The organism is Peptoclostridium acidaminophilum DSM 3953 (genome assembly GCF_000597865.1).
Taxonomy (GTDB): domain Bacteria; phylum Bacillota; class Clostridia; order Peptostreptococcales; family Peptostreptococcaceae; genus Peptoclostridium_A; species Peptoclostridium_A acidaminophilum.
On the sequence record NZ_CP007452.1, the window covers coordinates 1,110,076 to 1,123,206 of the forward strand.

General features: G+C 43.9%; 17 protein-coding genes. All 17 read left to right on the forward strand.

Going from position 1 to position 13,131, the window contains the following annotated elements:
* The first annotated feature begins 40 nt into the window (after positions 1-40).
* The 17 genes from EAL2_RS05500 to EAL2_RS15475 all read left to right on the forward strand — a co-directional run bounded on the left by EAL2_RS05500 (position 41) and on the right by EAL2_RS15475 (position 13,127).
* Positions 41-397 carry a recombinase family protein gene (locus EAL2_RS05500; protein ID WP_025435404.1) on the forward strand — a complete coding sequence of 119 codons (357 nt, stop codon included), beginning with the start codon at positions 41-43 and terminating at the stop codon, positions 395-397.
* On the forward strand, positions 387-767 hold the full coding sequence (locus tag EAL2_RS15635; protein WP_038601833.1) for an HNH endonuclease signature motif containing protein: 381 nt from the start codon (positions 387-389) through the stop codon (positions 765-767). The genes EAL2_RS05500 and EAL2_RS15635 overlap by 11 nt, the downstream gene beginning before the upstream one ends.
* 115 nt (positions 768-882) lie before the next feature.
* Complete coding sequence (locus tag EAL2_RS05510; RefSeq protein WP_025435405.1) at positions 883-1,365, forward strand: phage terminase small subunit P27 family; 483 nt, start codon at positions 883-885, stop codon at positions 1,363-1,365.
* The gene (locus EAL2_RS05515; protein WP_025435406.1) at positions 1,358-3,043 is read left to right on the forward strand and encodes a terminase large subunit; all 1,686 of its coding nucleotides are present in this window, start codon (positions 1,358-1,360) and stop codon (positions 3,041-3,043) included. The genes EAL2_RS05510 and EAL2_RS05515 overlap by 8 nt, the downstream gene beginning before the upstream one ends.
* A gap of 40 nt (positions 3,044-3,083) precedes the next feature.
* Complete coding sequence (locus EAL2_RS05520; RefSeq protein WP_038601835.1) at positions 3,084-4,298, forward strand: phage portal protein; 1,215 nt, start codon at positions 3,084-3,086, stop codon at positions 4,296-4,298.
* 4 nt (positions 4,299-4,302) lie between these two features.
* The gene (locus tag EAL2_RS05525; protein WP_025435408.1) at positions 4,303-4,989 is read left to right on the forward strand and encodes a head maturation protease, ClpP-related; all 687 of its coding nucleotides are present in this window, start codon (positions 4,303-4,305) and stop codon (positions 4,987-4,989) included.
* 39 nt (positions 4,990-5,028) lie between these two features.
* Entirely contained in the window at positions 5,029-6,147 is a 1,119-nt protein-coding gene (locus EAL2_RS05530) for a phage major capsid protein (protein ID WP_025435409.1), read from the forward strand.
* Positions 6,148-6,183: 36 nt separating this feature from the next.
* Positions 6,184-6,462 carry a head-tail connector protein gene (locus tag EAL2_RS05535; protein ID WP_025435410.1) on the forward strand — a complete coding sequence of 93 codons (279 nt, stop codon included), beginning with the start codon at positions 6,184-6,186 and terminating at the stop codon, positions 6,460-6,462.
* Entirely contained in the window at positions 6,459-6,800 is a 342-nt protein-coding gene (locus EAL2_RS05540; protein WP_025435411.1) for a phage head closure protein, read from the forward strand. The genes EAL2_RS05535 and EAL2_RS05540 overlap by 4 nt, the downstream gene beginning before the upstream one ends.
* Complete coding sequence (locus tag EAL2_RS05545) at positions 6,781-7,197, forward strand: HK97 gp10 family phage protein (RefSeq protein WP_025435412.1); 417 nt, start codon at positions 6,781-6,783, stop codon at positions 7,195-7,197. Before EAL2_RS05540 ends, EAL2_RS05545 begins: the two co-directional genes overlap by 20 nt.
* The gene (locus EAL2_RS05550) at positions 7,194-7,625 is read left to right on the forward strand and encodes a phage tail terminator family protein (protein WP_025435413.1); all 432 of its coding nucleotides are present in this window, start codon (positions 7,194-7,196) and stop codon (positions 7,623-7,625) included. The genes EAL2_RS05545 and EAL2_RS05550 overlap by 4 nt, the downstream gene beginning before the upstream one ends.
* Positions 7,625-8,689: a phage tail sheath C-terminal domain-containing protein gene (locus EAL2_RS05555; protein WP_025435414.1), complete on the forward strand. Its 1,065-nt coding sequence runs from the start codon at positions 7,625-7,627 to the stop codon at positions 8,687-8,689. Before EAL2_RS05550 ends, EAL2_RS05555 begins: the two co-directional genes overlap by 1 nt.
* 12 nt (positions 8,690-8,701) lie before the next feature.
* Entirely contained in the window at positions 8,702-9,142 is a 441-nt protein-coding gene (locus tag EAL2_RS05560; protein ID WP_025435415.1) for a phage tail tube protein, read from the forward strand.
* Positions 9,143-9,156: 14 nt separating this feature from the next.
* Positions 9,157-9,537, forward strand: a complete 381-nt coding sequence (locus EAL2_RS05565) for a phage tail assembly chaperone (protein ID WP_025435416.1) — start codon at positions 9,157-9,159, stop codon at positions 9,535-9,537.
* Positions 9,538-9,678: 141 nt separating this feature from the next.
* The gene (locus EAL2_RS14765) at positions 9,679-11,529 is read left to right on the forward strand and encodes a hypothetical protein (RefSeq protein WP_025435417.1); all 1,851 of its coding nucleotides are present in this window, start codon (positions 9,679-9,681) and stop codon (positions 11,527-11,529) included.
* Positions 11,530-11,540: 11 nt separating this feature from the next.
* Positions 11,541-12,167, forward strand: a complete 627-nt coding sequence (locus EAL2_RS05575; RefSeq protein WP_025435418.1) for a LysM peptidoglycan-binding domain-containing protein — start codon at positions 11,541-11,543, stop codon at positions 12,165-12,167.
* Positions 12,168-13,127: an XkdQ/YqbQ family protein gene (locus EAL2_RS15475; protein WP_025435419.1), complete on the forward strand. Its 960-nt coding sequence runs from the start codon at positions 12,168-12,170 to the stop codon at positions 13,125-13,127.
* Positions 13,128-13,131 lie beyond the last annotated feature (4 nt).

Here is a 13,131-nt window from a genome sequence, read left to right on the forward strand (position 1 = left end):
AATAGATATGAATAACTGAAAGGGGTGAAAAAGTAAATTTATGACATATGAAGAGATAAAAACAAAGATTAAATGTCTGGACTCAGTAAGGGAAATATTGGAGATGAAACCCAGAAATTTGACTGAAGAAATATTCCTAAAATACATAGAGCTCGAGAGAACAGAAAAAGTTGCTCAGTATCTTAACGAGCAGGGATATAAAACTAAAGGTGCCAGGGATGAAAGAAAATATATTTCGACAGACATTACAGAGATATTGGATGATGAAAGTTGCTATATGTTGGTAGATGACAACATATATAAACTCGCAAGGTTTATGAAGAAAAGAAAATACAGAACGTGGGAAGAAAAAATACTAAAGTACTTCGAAGAAAGAAGTGATTGTGATGGCGATTAGAAAAAAGCGGCCATGCAAGAAGATGAGATGTCCTGGTCTTGCTGAATACCCGAATCAATATTGTGAAAAGCATAGGGCGTTGGAGGAGCATGACAAGCAGGACAGGAACTATCACTATGACAAACAGGTAAGACGTGTAAAGGATAGGCGATTCACTGAGTTCTATCACAGCAATGAATGGAGCAAGGCGCGAAGGATGCGTCTGATGTTTGATGCTGGTGTGTGCCAAGAGTGCATCAAGCATGACAAGGTAACAATGGCTGATGTTGTGCATCATATCGTAGAGATTAAGGACGATTGGGACAAACGGCTTGATATGAACAACTTAGTTAGTTTATGCCATAGTTGTCACAATAAGATACATGGCTAAAGATACCCCCCTATGGTTATAACATTTAGGCACTACCCCGGGAACCGGCGCAGGGGCTCTGAATGTGTGACCGCAGGTTTTGATATGGGGGGGTTAAAATGGGGAGGTGTTGAAAATGGGTAAAAGGGGACCAGCTCCAAAACCGACAAACCTTAAAGTCCTTCAAGGCAACCCTGGCAAAAGGCAGCTCAATGAGAGTGAGCCAGTTTTTCCGATTGGAAGCGAGGTGCCGAACCCACCAGCGCATCTAAGCAGGTACGCAAAGAAGGAGTGGAAAAGGATAGCACCACTATTGCATAAGAATGGATTACTTACCGAAGCTGACATAGCAGCCCTGGGAGCATATTGCCAAGCATACAACAGGTGGGTGGAAGCCGAGAAGCTCATCAGAACATATGGATACACGGATGAGACTGACAAGGGCAACATCATCCAACGTCCTGAGGTGGGCATAGCCAATAAGGCTATGGAGCAGATGGTGAAATACGGCAAGGAATTCGGACTTACTCCAAGCGCAAGGAGCAATCTGCATATCGAGAAGCCGGAGGAAACTGAAGATCCTTTCATGAAGTTCATAAGCGGTGGTAGAAGTGGATAAGATAGACAGAACCACGAAGTATGCAAAGCAGGTGCTTTCCGGAAATATAGTAGCTGGCAAGCTTGTTAGGCTAGCTTGCGAAAGACATATGAATGACTTGAAAAGGTCCAAGACCAGAGCATATCCATACAAGTTTGACGAGGATAGAGCTGAACGGTACCTGGACTTTTTTAAATTGCTTAAACACTCAAAAGGTGAATGGGCAGGGCAGTCAATAGAGCTGGAATTATGGCAGTGCTTTTGCATAGGCTCAACATTCGGGTGGATTCACAAGAAGACGGAGCTAAGAAGATTCAAAACGGTATACGAACAGGTAGCAAGAAAGAATGGAAAATCCACAAAGATGGCTGGTATAGGTATCATAGGGCTGTCGGTAGATGGTGAGCAAGGAGCCGAGGTATACAGTGCAGCCACTAAGCGCGACCAGTCGAGGATAATATTCGATGAAGCCAAGCGAATGATACAGGCTTCACCATATATTAAAAAACACATCGACGTATTTCAGGCCAATATGTCGATGCCTGCGACGAACAGCAAGTTTGAACCACTAAGCGCAGATGCTAACACCATGGACGGCCTAAACATAAGCATGGGGCTTATAGACGAGCTGCACGCTCATAAGACAAGAGAAGTATATGACGTTCTGGAGACTGCAACAGGAGCAAGAAAGCAGCCACTCATTTGGAATGTTACGACAGCAGGATTCAACCTGCACGGCATATGTTATGAGCTATATGAGTATTCAATAAAGGTTCTGGAAGGCGTAATCGAGGACGAAACGTTCTTTGCTTACATCGCACAGCTTGATGAGGACGATGATCCGTTCGATGAAGCTAACTGGATTAAGGCCAATCCAAACCTCGACATAAGCGTAGACATGGATGACCTCAGAAGGAAGGCTGAGAAAGCTAAGGAAATACCTGCAGCGCAAAACAACTTCTTCTGCAAGCACCTCAACATGTGGGTGAATCAAGAGACCAGATGGGTTAATATGCAGAAATACAAGGTGTGCGAGGAAGCCAATGCTGATTTCGACATCAATCAACTTGAAGGAGCTGACTGCTATTGTGGAATAGACCTTTCAACCACTACGGATATTACCAGCGTGAACCTTGAATTCCCACTAGCTGATGGAAAGTATGCATGGATTAACCACAGCTTCATTCCAGAGGACGCCGTGAGGGAGAAGGAAAGAACAGACAAGGTGCCATATTCAGCGTGGATTCGAGAAGGGTGGATGACGGCGACACCTGGAAGCGTCATAGACTATGATTGGATATTGTCATATATCACAGAGCAAGCAAAGAAATACAGAATAGTAGAGCTTGACTATGACCCATGGAATGCGACGCAATTCGCAAACAATGCTTCCAACGAGGGCTTCATATGCATTGAAATAAGGCAAGGCTACAGAACCCTATCAGAGCCAACGAAGGATGTAGAAAAGCTGATACTGGAGAAGAAGCTGCTGACTTTCGGAAATCCTGTGCTGAAATGGGCGATGAACAACGTTGTAGTCAGGCTGGATCCGGCAGGCAACGTCAAGCCGGACAAGTCGAAAGCAGCACAAAGGATTGACCCTGTGATGGCGGGCATAATAAGCCATACAAGAGCAATGCTGAATCCGGGGGCTGTAGATTTAAATGCCCTGATACTCAGCGATGACTGGAGTTTGTAGGAAGGGGGTGAATAAGATTAAAAACTTCGTGAAAGGAATCATGAAAAAGGTGTTCAGAAATGAAGTTGTTGTCCAAGAATGGGAGCAGCCACTAGTGAGCATCATGCAACCTGTGACAAGCAGCGGAGAAACAATCACGCCGGCTGGTGCCTTTGGTGGCCTTGGAGTAGTTTTTGCGTGTGTCGAGAGAAGGGCAAACGCACTTGCCAAGCTGCCATTGCAGGTGTACAGGAAATCCGGAGAAAAAAGAGAAAGAGACAGCGGGCACAGAGCGAGCTATCTGCTCGAAAAAAGGCCTAACAGCTACCAGACACCATCGCAGTTCAAGAAGTTCATCATCACATCTCAGCTGCTATGGGGAAACGCATATGTTCGGATGAAGTTCTCAGGCAAAAAGATAGTAGAGCTGATTCCGATTAATCCAGCTGTGGTAAGGATTGTCAAAGACAAAGGCAAGTATTGGTTTGTCATTAACAGCGACGGCAAGCAGGAAGTGCTTTCTGAAGATGAGATAATACATCTGCCGTACTTGAGCATAGACGGCAAGGTTGGCAAAGCGCCGTTGACGGTAGCGAGCGAGAACGCCGGCAACCTTCAGGCTATGCAGAAATTCGAAGGCAACTTCTACAAGAATGGAACACTCAGGAAAGGTGCACTAAAGATTCCGGCTTCGCTGGATGCAGCAGCAAAGAAAAAGCTCAAGCTGGAATGGCGTGAGCTCTATGGCGGAGTTTCCAACACTGGCGATGTAGCAGTGCTCGATGGAGGCATTGAGTGGCAAGATATCAGCATACCACTCAAAGATGCTGAATTTGTAGTGGCAAGAAAACTCAATAACATTGAAATTGCAAACATATTCAACGTACCATCATTCATGCTCAACGACATGGAAAGAAGCACATACAACAACGTTGAGCAGCAGAACATGAGATTTATCATGGACGTAATCCAGCCGGATTGCATAGCGATGGAGGAAGAGTTCAACTACAAGCTTTTCCTTGAGCGTGAGGACTATTACGTCAAGTTCAACCTCACAAGCGCGCTCAGGGGGGACACACAAACGAGGGCTAATTATTACAAGGAAATGATTGGCATAGGGGTCCTCACAATCAACGATGTTCGAAGGCTTGAGGAAATGAACGACATCGGGGAATACGGCGACAAGCACTATTTCAGCTTGAACTATACAACATTAGAAACGCTGGAAGAGCACGAGAGAATTAAAAACTCGAAGGGAGGTGAGGGCAATACTTAAGTGCATGCAAATAAAAAATCAAACGAGTGACAGTGCAGACTTGTATTTCTACGGCGACATAGTCAGCTCGTGGTGGGGAGCATGGGACGATACGGACCAGTACCCTGAATCAGTGAAGAACTTCCTGAATGAAGTCCAGGGCAAGAACATCAATATCTATGTCAACAGTGGCGGCGGAAGTGTGTTTGCTGGCATGGCCATATACAACATGCTCAAAAGACATCAAGGCCAAAAGACAGTATATGTTGACGGGCTTGCCGGCTCGATTGCCAGCGTGATAGCTTTGGCTGGCGACAAAATCATAATACCGTCGAATGCGTACATGATGATCCATAAGCCATGGGGAAGTATGGCCGGCAATTCGACTGAGCTGAGAAAAATGGCTGAAACGCTCGACAATATCGAGATAGGCATATTGAATGTCTACGAAGAGAATCTCAAGGAAGGCGTTGACATTGAAACCATAAAGCAAATGCTTGAGGAAGAAACATGGCTTTGCGGAGCTGAGGCTTCAAAGTATTTCAATGTAGAAGTGACAGGGGAAAATAAAGCGGTGGCATGCGCATCAGACTGCTTCAAGAACTACGCAAAGGTGCCTGAAGAGTTTAAGGCGAGGAAGGCGAGCAACAAGCAGAATGATGATGGCGCAGATGAAACAAAACTTAACGCGTTGAAATGGAGCTTTAGATAAGCTCTTTTTTAATTTAAAAAACCGAGGAGGAATAAAGCAATGAATAAAGAACTAAGAGAGCTGCTTGCAAGGATAAACGCAAAGAAAGAATCTGGTCTGCAGCTTGTAAATGAAAAGAAGCTCGATGAAGCAGAGAAAGTTGCCTCAGAAGTAAAGGACATGGAAAGAGAATTCGAGATTAAGCTCCAGCTATTCGAAGATGAGAAAAAGCAAATACCAGGAATAAACGACGATGCACAAAAGATGGACGAAGTAAAAGCATTCATGGCTGCCCTAAGAGGTAAAGCAACACCCGAAATACTAGATGCTCTCGTAACGTCAACTGACGCCGATGGAGGCTACCTAGTACCCAAGGATATAACAACAAGGATAAACGAATTGAAGAGACAATATAAATCAGCCAAAGACCTTGTTGGAATATACCCGACTAGCACAAAGAGTGGCACGCTCGTATATGAAGACCTTTCAACCTTGACTGATCTGGTTGACTTTGATGAAAGCGGAACTGATCTGGATTCCTCATCACAGCCTAAGTTCGCGTCAAAAACATATGCGGTCAAGAACTACGGCGCGGTGCTTCCAATATCGAATGTGCTGCTTCAGGACGAGCAGGCAGACCTTGTTGGTTATGTAGGAGGCTGGTTCGCAAGGAAGGCGGTAAGAACTGAGAACACCAAAATATTCGCAGCTCTAAAGGCTGGAGTTTCTGCAACTGCCATAGCTGACTACAAAGCACTTAAGAAATCAATCAACATAGGCCTAGACCCACTCATAGCCGAAAACGCAATAATCATAACAAACCAAGACGGCTTTGATTACCTAGACAGCGAGCTGGATGCGACAAGCGGAAGACCTATACTTCAGCCGGATCCTACGAACCCGACTGTAAAAAAATTCATGGGCAAGCCGGTTTACGTATTCTCGAATGCTGAGCTTCCGACTACAGGAACAACAACTAAGAAGGCGCCAATAATATTCGGAGCTCTTACAGAAGCGGTGAAGTTCGTTGACAGAGGAGTGTATGAGATGGTGACATCTACAGAAGCCGGATTCACAAAGAACCAGACGTTCGTAAGATGCATCGAAAGATTCGATGTCCTTGTGGCTGACGCTGGTGCGTATGTGTATGGCGAAATAACAACAGTAGCAGGAGCTTAATGCTAAGCTCCTCCCTTAACGGGGGAGGGTGATTAAATGACACTGGAAGAACTTAAGAATTACCTCAGAGTAGACGGCACTGAGGAAGATGCTTTGCTTGGAAGTATTCAAATAGCCGCTGAAAAGTATCTTGAAAACGCTGGAATAGCAAAGGACTACACGAATGATCTATACAGCATTGCCGTCAAGCTACTGGTAACACACTGGTATGAAAACAGAAACGCTGTAGTCGTAGGCAGCATATCCAAGAATATGGAGTTTTCGCTTTCAAGTATCATGGCCCAGTTGAAGTATTGCGGAGGCGATATCATATGAATCCTGGCATATTAAGACACCGGATAACAATCCAAAAGCACTCCGCAGCTGAAAATGAAATAGGCGAGAAAACAGTTGGATACCAGGACGACTACTCGCTATGGGCAAGGGTGGAACCCGCATCTGCAAGAGATATCGAAAGGCTAGGCAAGACAGAGACTGAGGTGAGCCACAAGATTCTAATAAGGCACAAAGCTGGAATCACAAGCTCAAACAGAATCACCTTCAAAGGTAGGATATTCGACATCGTGGGCATAATAAACGCTGGCGAACAAAACAAAACGCTTTCAATATTCTGTGTGGAAAGGGATGAAGACAATGGCTACGACGGAATTTAGGATAGACGGACTCGATGAATTTGAAAAAAGCCTTCTCAGAACTGTAAAAAAGAAAGCTCCAAAGGAACTTGAAAAGGAGTTGCAGCGTGTTGGTGAAAAACTGCTGGCCAGAGCAAAAGAGAGGACACCCATAGGGGAAAGACAAACAAAAAAATCTAAAAAGCTTATAAATAAATGGAAGCTTGGCAAGGTCAAAAGAAGAGGCGATGAGTTCTATATTGAACTTAAGAATGTAGCACATCATGCGCATCTAATCGAAAACGGCCATATGACAAAAAACGGTGGCTTTGTAGAAGGGATTCACATGCTTGAGATATCAGCTAAGGAGTTGGAAGAGGAACTTCCTAAGCATCTTAGAGGCATGTTAGACAGGATAATGGGAGAGATGCTGCTATGATGAAAACAACAAGCCTTAAGAAAGCTATAGTTGATAGGCTGAAAGCCAATGTGGCGGGAGTTGATGTTGTGGCCCAGGAGGTAAGAGAGGGCTTCAAGCGTCCCGCCTTTTTTGTGCAGCTCATACCATATGGAACAAATAGAGATAGTGAATACATTTTGGTAAGAAATTTCTATGTGAACATCCACTACTTTCCGCAAAGCTATACCAACATCGATTGCCTAGAAATGGGCGATACATTGACGGAGCTATTTGAAAAGCCACTTGAAGCCGAGGACAGGATTTTAACAGCTGACGACATCGAGGTTGAAATCATAGACGAAGTTCTTCAAGTGAAGATTTACTACAGGCTTTGTGATTCTGCTTATACAGATGATGAACAAAGCGAATACATGGAAGAGCTTAATATCAATGAGGAGGTAATATAATGGGATTGCCGGTAATTAACATTGCTTTTCAAACACTTGCGGCAACGGCAGTAAAAAGAAGTGAACGCGGCATAGTCGCATTGATTGTAAAAGATAGCACCAATGCATTGATAGACAATATAGTCTACAAAGACATATCGGAAATAAATGCTCAAGACTGGACTGCTGGCGTAAAGGACTATATTGAGAAAACTTTCCTTGGAATGCCTTACAAGGTCATAGTGCAGAAGGTGGCGACTGACGCTTTAGATTACAATGAAGGTCTGGCAAAGCTTAAAAACAAGGCTTGGAACTACCTCGCCATACCACAGCTTCAGAATGCAGATGCAGCTGCTATAGCCACTTGGATAAAAGCTCAGAGGACTACTTATAACAAGAGTTTCAAAGCTGTGCTTCCAAATATAGCGTCAGACAGCGAAGGCATAGTCAACTTTACTACTGACGATATCAAGGTTGGCAGCAAGATGTATACAACGTCAGAATACTGCTGCAGGATAGCTGGCATACTTGCTGGATTGCCATTTACACAAAGCGCAACATACTACGTGCTAGATGAAGTTGAAAGCATAACAGAGCACGCTGATCCGGATGCAGACATTGACGCCGGAGAGCTTATACTAATCAATGACACCGAGAAAATCAAGATAGGAAGAGGTGTCAACTCACTTACAACAACAAGCCCTACAAAATCTGCAAAGTTTAAGAAAATTAGAATAGTAGAGGCTATAGATCTTATGCGAGACGACATAAGAATCACATTCAATGATGAGTATGTTGGCAAGGTGAATAACAAGTATACCAACAAGCAGATGTTCGTTTCATCAGTTTTGGCCTACCTAAAGACTCTCCAGCGGGAGGAAGTGCTTGATTCTGATTTCCCAATAAAAGCAGAGATAGACTTTGAAGCCCAGAAACTCTACTTGATGTCATTGGGCGTAGACACAAGCAATATGAGCGAGCAAGAGATACTTAAATACAATACCGGAAGCAAGGTATTCATCAAGGCAAGCGCAAGCCCGCTTGATGCGATGGAAGACCTAGACTTCTCGATGCTTGTAATATAGGAGGCGATATAGATGGCAGGAGCATTCAGAGGTAAAAATCAGCTATCTGGTAGTCACGGAAAGCTATGGTGGAATAAGAACCTGATTGCGGAAATAAATAAGTTTGACCTTAAGGCAAGCGGCGAAAGAGAGGATGTCGTTGTAGGAATGGATATCGACTCCAAGCTGACAGCTATAAAGTGCGAGGGTTCTTTGGAGTTCAAGAAAATATTTTCAAGATACAAGAAGGATATTGTAGATGCTTGGAAAAAAGGCGAGGATATAAGATTCGATCTCTTTGTAAAAGTGGACGATCCTGATGCAATAGGTAAGCAGGAAGAAAGCTGGAGCATAGGCAATGTATGGTTCAATGATTTTCCTATAGCTGTGTTTGAAAGCAAGCAGGTTATGAATGAGGAATGGTCGTTTGGCTGCACGTTCAGCGATGTCGAAATGATGAGTGAAATTAAATAATTGGAGGGATGGTTATGAATAATAAAAAACTGACACTTGGTGAACTGATATCAAAGAAAACTCAAATCAAAGAAGCAAAAGAGAAGACTGCTGAAAAGTTCGTAAAGTCTCTTGATGGAACGGTGACAATCAAGATTCTCGACAGGTCATTCATAAGTGACTGCACCGAGATGGAAAACGGCGAAGGCAACGCACATATTGTATATGAGGGGATTGTAGAGCCTAATCTAAAAGATACTCAACTGCATGAAGCGTATGGAATCAAGAACCCGGCAGACATTGTAGATATGATTTTTTTACCTGGAGAAGTAGACTTTCTGTCAGGTGAAATAGTCAAACTATCCGGATATGACTCAGACAGCATTAAAGATGTGGTGGAAGAAGTAAAAAACTAATTGAAAGAGATGGGGAGCTATATACTCTCCATCTCTTTCTTCAAAAAGGAATATTGCCAGAAAAAATTATCAATAGACCATTGAGTGAAAGGGCATTCTTCTATGCCAGTATGGACCTCGAATTAGAAAGGAGGAACAGATTTGGCTAAAAAGGACAAAGAAATCACCGCGCGGATAGGGATTAGAGACAACATGTCTGCAACGGTAAAAGGGCTTAGAAATGAGACTTCCAAGTTTCGGCAAGAGTTGGCCCAGACTCAAAAGAAACTTGAAAGCGTAAGCAAAAGAAAGCATACCATGAGAGTAAACAACTCTGATGCTATGAAGAAAATTAAAGAAGTATCCGAGAAGCTGGAAGGCAAAAAAAACAAGGCTATAGAAATAATAGCAAAGGCGAAAGTCAAGAAAAACAGCCTGACAAAAAGCGCTAATGAAATAAAAAATGCACTCAAAGTACCAGTGGCTCCACTCATAAAAGTCAAGGATGAAGCATCGAAGCAAATAAGCAAAATTAAAAAGTCGCTAGGGAACCTCGCAAGTCATCCTGTTGTTATAGGAGCATCAATAGCGGGAGGCGCTGCTCTTGCCGGTGGAGCTGTGGCTCTTAAAGCGGGCATGGAACTGGAACAGCAGCAGATATCAATGCAGCACTTCATTGATGTGAACAATAAGGAAAAATCAAAAGGAGACAATAAAAAGTCTGCAGACAAATTTCTCAAGAATCTGCGAGAAAATGCGAATGCTACACCTTTTGAAACAGGTGAGGTAATCCAGGCAGGTACAAGAGCCGTAGGACTCACCCAGGGCGACACGAATAAGGCCATGGAGCTTGTCAAGGTTGCAGAGGACATGGCAGCACTTAATCCGGGGAAAACTGTCCAAGACGCAATGGAAGCTCTGGCCGATGCCAAGAATGGCGAGTACGAGAGACTTAAGGAATTCAACGTCAAGGTCAGCAAGGAAGATGCCGACAAGATGGGCGGATTCGAAGGCCTAGTCAATAAATCACTAAAATCGCAGTTCGAAGGCGGTTCTGCAAAACTTGCGGACTCTGGCGCTGGCCTCATGAGCACAATAAGCGGAAAGCTCAAGTCAAACATGTCTGACACAGGGCTTGCGATGCTCGAGAAGCTTAAGCCTGCAATGAAAGATGCAATAGGACTGATAGACAGCTTCAGCCCGACAATGCAGAAAATGGGAGTAGGAGTTGCCAATGGAATAGGCATTGCATCTAAATATCTGGGCATGTTCGGCGGTTGGATACAGGGCAACATGCCTGCAGCCAAGAGGGTGGCCACTGATGCCATATCGTGGATAGGCGCAAAATTCGGATGGCTCAAAGGCGAAAGCGGAACGCTCAAAAACATTCTAGGAACCAGCTGGAGCGGAATAAAGATTGCAATATCTACAGGAGCCAAAGTCGCAAGGCCTTACATGGATATCCTTGCAGGCGGATTCAGGCTCCTTTATAATGTCGCGAAAACATCCTTTCCACTTGTGTCCGGAATAATCAAAACAGCATGGAAGATAATTAAACCTATACTCGATGTATTTACTGAAATGCTCAAGGGCGTCGCCTGGGGAGTAGGCAAGCTTGCCGATGGAGCGGAGTGGCTGAGTGACAAATTCTCAGACAAGGGCAAAGGAAGCTCTGGCAGCTCGAAGGTGAAGAACACAAGAAGCGTTGAGCGAAATGCAAAAGGCAGCAACTACTTTAAAGGCGGTCTTTCGTGGGTTGGAGAGCAAGGCCCGGAGCTTCTTGAGATACCAAGAGGCGCTAGAATTCTTCCAACAAAGGAAAGCATGCGCTTTGCAAATGGATATACTCCTGCATCGCAGCAATCTCAAGGTAGCAAATTCACGCAAAACAAAATCAGCCTGACTATAGATAAAATTGCAGATACTGTTGTCATAAGAGAAGAGGCTGACATGTACAAATTTGCAAATATTTTAATCCGGGAATTTGAAAAAGCCTGCTTCAATGCAGTGTAGGAGGTGATAGCGTGGAATTTTGGTTGTCCCAAAATAATGGAGCTGAGAAGCTGAGGCTTCCGGTAAATCCTCAAAGCTTTGAAATAAGCACTGGCAGTAAGAACACGACTGTAGACATCAACGAGGTAGGAGAAATCAACCTTATTGGCAATAGACGCCTTGATAGTATAACGCTATCATCATTTTTCCCTGCGAGGAAGTACAGTTTTGTCAAGTTCAGTAACTTCCCGAAGCCATATGAATGCGTAGACATAATCAAAAGATGGCGCGACAATAAAAACCCCATACGGCTTATCATAGTCGGAACTGACATAAACCATGCTATGGCCATAGAAAACTTTTCCTATGGCGAAAAGGATGGCACAGGAGATGTCTACTTCACGCTTGAACTGAAGGAATACCGATTTTTAAACGTGGCCAGCAGCAAGGAAGGCAACACCGGAATAATATCAGCAAGCCAGGAAAGACCTTCTGAAAAGGAGAAGGTGACTGAATACACCGTGAAGAAAGGCGATACGCTGATTGGAATATCCAAGAAAGTATACGGAGACAGCTCAAAGTGGAAACAGATAGCCGACAAGAATGCTATTAAGGACCCATCAAAGCTTATGATTGGCCAGAAGTTGGTGATACCCTAGATGAAGCTAATACTGACAAGTCAAAGCGGAGAATATGACATCACGCAGCTCATCACATCAATGACATGGAGCGGGGACATAAACCAAGTCGCAAGGAAGCTGGAATTTGGAATAGTAGTAAGCCCTACAGACCCGTATATTCCTAAGGTATACATAGGGCTTGGAAACAAGTTAAGGTTTTATGACAATAGCGGAAAAGAGCTTTTCAGAGGGACTGTGTTCTTCAAGGAAAAATCATATCATGGCAGTGAAATGAAAGTCACTGCCTATGACAATCTCATATACCTGACGAAATCAAAAATGTCCAGGAACTTCAAGAAGATAATGCCAGAGACAATAACGCAGCAGGTATGCTCAATGCTGGGGGTTACACCCGGAAGTCTGGCAAGCACTGGAGTACCTGTTGACTTCATAGCATCTGCAATAACAGGGTATGACATAATAATGAGCGCCTATACAAGGGCTGCTTGGAAAAACGGAAAAGCTTACTTTGCAATAATGCAGCAGGGTAAGTTTAACGTTATGGAGAAAGGGCAAAACATCGTTGATGCAACCCTTGATTCAACAGTAAACATAATGGATTCAAACTACAGTGAAACCATAGAGAGCATGGTCAACCAGTTTCAGATTACCGATGAAAACGGAAATACGCTGAAGTATTATTCAGACGACAGCTTAATAAAGCCGTATGGAATGATTCAAGATGTAATGCAAAAAGAACAAGGCAAGGATCCTGTGGCTGCTGCTAAAAATTCAATCAAAGGCGTGGAGCGAAAGGCAAGCCTGCAGTGCCTTGGAGATGAAAGCTGTATTGCAGGTTATGGGGTTAAGGTTAAGGAAGCCTATACAGGGCTTACAGGGCTTTTCTGGATTGACTCAGATAGTCATACATTCCAGGAAGGACAACACACCATGCAGCTCACACTTAATTTTATTAATACTATGGATGCAAAGGAGTGATAAC

Excerpts from the sequence above, each read along its gene's own strand:
- EAL2_RS05500 (WP_025435404.1), top strand. The coding sequence starts at position 41 with ATGACATATGAAGAGATAAAAACAAAGATTAAATGTCTGGACTCAGTA.
- EAL2_RS15635 (WP_038601833.1), top strand. The coding sequence starts at position 387 with ATGGCGATTAGAAAAAAGCGGCCATGCAAGAAGATGAGATGTCCTGGT.
- EAL2_RS05510 (WP_025435405.1), top strand. The coding sequence starts at position 883 with ATGGGTAAAAGGGGACCAGCTCCAAAACCGACAAACCTTAAAGTCCTT.
- EAL2_RS05520 (WP_038601835.1), top strand. The coding sequence starts at position 3,084 with ATGAAAAAGGTGTTCAGAAATGAAGTTGTTGTCCAAGAATGGGAGCAG.
- EAL2_RS05525 (WP_025435408.1), top strand. The coding sequence starts at position 4,303 with ATGCAAATAAAAAATCAAACGAGTGACAGTGCAGACTTGTATTTCTAC.
- EAL2_RS05530 (WP_025435409.1), top strand. The coding sequence starts at position 5,029 with ATGAATAAAGAACTAAGAGAGCTGCTTGCAAGGATAAACGCAAAGAAA.
- EAL2_RS05535 (WP_025435410.1), top strand. The coding sequence starts at position 6,184 with ATGACACTGGAAGAACTTAAGAATTACCTCAGAGTAGACGGCACTGAG.
- EAL2_RS05540 (WP_025435411.1), top strand. The coding sequence starts at position 6,459 with ATGAATCCTGGCATATTAAGACACCGGATAACAATCCAAAAGCACTCC.
- EAL2_RS05545 (WP_025435412.1), top strand. The coding sequence starts at position 6,781 with ATGGCTACGACGGAATTTAGGATAGACGGACTCGATGAATTTGAAAAA.
- EAL2_RS05550 (WP_025435413.1), top strand. The coding sequence starts at position 7,194 with ATGATGAAAACAACAAGCCTTAAGAAAGCTATAGTTGATAGGCTGAAA.
- EAL2_RS05555 (WP_025435414.1), top strand. The coding sequence starts at position 7,625 with ATGGGATTGCCGGTAATTAACATTGCTTTTCAAACACTTGCGGCAACG.
- EAL2_RS05560 (WP_025435415.1), top strand. The coding sequence starts at position 8,702 with ATGGCAGGAGCATTCAGAGGTAAAAATCAGCTATCTGGTAGTCACGGA.
- EAL2_RS05565 (WP_025435416.1), top strand. The coding sequence starts at position 9,157 with ATGAATAATAAAAAACTGACACTTGGTGAACTGATATCAAAGAAAACT.
- EAL2_RS15475 (WP_025435419.1), top strand. The coding sequence starts at position 12,168 with ATGAAGCTAATACTGACAAGTCAAAGCGGAGAATATGACATCACGCAG.